Below are 2,838 nucleotides of genomic sequence, written 5' to 3'. Positions count from 1 at the left end.
GCGGCGCCGGTCACCGAGCCCGAGGCAGAGCTGGTGACCGCGGCGGAGCCGACCGCACTCGGCCACGTCAAGGCCGAGGCCCCGGCCCTGGTCACGGCGTACCAGGAAGCCGGCACCGCACTCCAGAAGCACGACCTCACCGGCAAGCACGCCAAGGTCTACCTGGTCCTCGACCGCTCCTCGTCGATGCGCGCGTACTACAAGGACGGCTCCGCCCAGGCCCTCGGCGAGCAGGCCCTGGCCCTCGCCGCCCACCTCGACCCGGCCGCGACGGTCCACGTCGTCTTCTTCTCCACCGAACTGGACGGCACCGGCACCCTCACGCTCGCCGAGCACGAGAACAAGGTCGACGACCTGCACGCCGGCCTCGGCCGCATGGGCCGTACGAGCTACCACGTCGCCGTGGAGGAAGTGGTCACCCACCACCAGCGGTCCGGCTCCACCGACCCGGCCCTGGTGATCTTCCAGACGGACGGCGCCCCGGACGCCAAGACCCCCGCCACCCAGTCCCTCACGGACGCGGCGAGGAACCACCCGGGCGTCTTCTTCTCGTTCGTCGCCTTCGGCGAGCACGACAACAAGGCCTTCGACTACCTGCGCAGGCTGAAGACCGGGAACACGGCCTTCTTCCACGCGGGTCCGGCCCCCCGCGAGCTGACCGACGTGGAGGTCTACGACGGCGTGCTGGAGAACTGGCGCCCGTAACCCGTCCGAGCAGCACCCCGGCCGCCCCCTTCCCACGCCTTAAAACGGGAAGCGGGCGGCCCACCCATGTCGGCTACGATTTCAAGGTTCACCGGCGACGACCGGCCCACCGGAATCCGGACGCGATCGTCGCCCCACGCAGCGACCTGGGAGCAGCCCGCGATGGCTCGACACCTCATCACCAGCGCCCTTCCGTACATCAACGGGATCAAGCACCTGGGCAACATGGTGGGGTCCATGCTCCCGGCGGACGTGTACTCCCGGTACCTCCGCCAGCGCGGCCACGACGTCCTGTACATCTGCGCGACGGACGAGCACGGCACCCCCGCCGAGCTGGCGGCCAAGGAGCGCGGTCTGCCGGTCGACGAGTTCTGCGCGCAGGCGCACGACGCGCAGAAGGCCGTGTACGACGGCTTCGAGCTGGCCTTCGACTACTTCGGCCGCAGCTCCAGCCCGGAGAACCGCGACATCACCCAGCACTTCGCGCGCCGCCTGAACGAGAACGGCTTCATCGAGGAGCGCGCGATCCGTCAGGTGTACTCGCCGACGGACGGCCGGTTCCTCCCCGACCGCTACGTCGAGGGCACCTGCCCGCACTGCGGTTACGACAAGGCCCGCGGCGACCAGTGCGAGAACTGCACGCGCGTCCTCGACCCCACGGACCTGATCGACCCGCGTTCGGCGATCTCCGGCTCGACGGACCTGGAGGTCCGTGAGACGAAGCACCTGTTCCTCCTCCAGTCGAAGCTCCAGCACGAGGTCGAGGAGTGGGTGGCCCGCCACGAGTCGGAGTGGCCGCAGCTCGCCTCCTCCATCGCCCGCAAGTGGCTGACCGAGGGCCTGCACGACCGCGCGATCACCCGTGACCTGGACTGGGGTGTCCCGGTCCCGGCCGACACGTGGCCGGAGCTGGCGGCCGAGGGCAAGGTCTTCTACGTCTGGTTCGACGCCCCGATCGAGTACATCGGCGCGACGAAGGAGTGGTCCGACCAGGACGCCGAGAACCGCGACTGGAAGTCCTGGTGGTACGACGCGGACTCCGGCGAGAACCCGGTCCGCTACACGCAGTTCATGGCCAAGGACAACGTGCCCTTCCACACCGTGATGTTCCCGGCCACCGAGCTGGGCGTGCGCGAGCCGTGGAAGAAGGTCGACTACGTCAAGGCCTTCAACTGGCTGACGTACTACGGCGGGAAGTTCTCCACGTCCCAGAAGCGCGGTGTCTTCACGGACCAGGCGCTGGACATCCTGCCCGCCGACTACTGGCGCTACTTCCTCATCGCCAACGCCCCCGAGTCGGACGACTCGTCGTTCACCTGGGAGCACTTCACGGCCACGGTGAACAAGGACCTGGCCGACACCCTCGGCAACTTCGTCAACCGCGTGCTGTCCTTCTCCAAGAAGCGCTTCGGCGAGGAGGTCCCGGCGGGTGCGGAGGCCGGCGAGGCCGAGGCGAAGCTGGGCGCCGAGATCGCGGGCCTGCTCGCGGAGTACGAGTCCCAGATGGAGGCCCTCCAGTACCGCAAGGCGGCCGCGGCGCTGCGCGCCCTGTGGTCCGCGGGCAACTCCTACCTGGAGGAGAAGGCCCCCTGGCTGGAGATCAAGACCAGCCCGGAGGGCGCGGCCCTGACGCTGCGCACGGCGATGAACCTGATCCACCTGTACTCGGTGGTCTCGGAGCCCTTCATCCCGGCGTCCGCCCGCGCGATGCGCTCTGCCTTCGCCCTCGCGGACGACACGGCGACCTGGGTGAGCGCCGACGAGGCCCGCGCCCTGTCCTTCCTCCCCGCCGGCACCCCCTTCACCGTTCCCCCGGTCCTCTTCGCCAAGATCACGGACGAGGACCTGGAGTCGTACAAGGAGCGCTTCGGCGGCTCGCAGGGCTGAGAGAGCCAGCCCCGCGCGCATCGGCCCACCCGCCCGCCAAGGGCGGTAAAAGGGCTGGTAAAGTCCGCTCACTTGGCGGGGGCGAGTGCCCTCGCGGGGAGGGACTTCGCACGTGGGCAGACACGCCCCGAGACGGCGCGGCCTTGCCGCCGCCGTCTCCTCGATCGCGGTCGCCGGGGCGGCCGCGACCAAAGCCGTTCTGCCGCCGAGCGGCGCCGCGGCGGTCCCCGCCGGTCTCGTATACAC

The 2,838-nt window shown here is 69.8% G+C and carries 2 protein-coding genes; both read left to right on the top strand.

All coding sequences use genetic code 11. The features are described from left to right. Positions 1–705, top strand: a 705-nt coding sequence (locus ACFXGX_RS15810; protein ID WP_384790469.1) for a VWA domain-containing protein, incomplete at its 5' end; no start/stop codon positions are given. Positions 706–867: 162 nt separating this feature from the next. Then, complete coding sequence (gene metG / locus ACFXGX_RS15805) at positions 868–2,592, top strand: methionine--tRNA ligase (RefSeq protein WP_384790466.1); 1,725 nt, start codon at positions 868–870, stop codon at positions 2,590–2,592. Positions 2,593–2,838 lie beyond the last annotated feature (246 nt).

Origin of the sequence: Streptomyces sp. NPDC059371 (assembly GCF_042751995.1) — a bacterium.
Classification (GTDB): Bacteria; Actinomycetota; Actinomycetes; order Streptomycetales; family Streptomycetaceae; genus Streptomyces.
The sequence above is the reverse complement of the archived record's forward strand: the minus strand, read 5'-3'. Positions and strand labels throughout refer to the sequence as shown.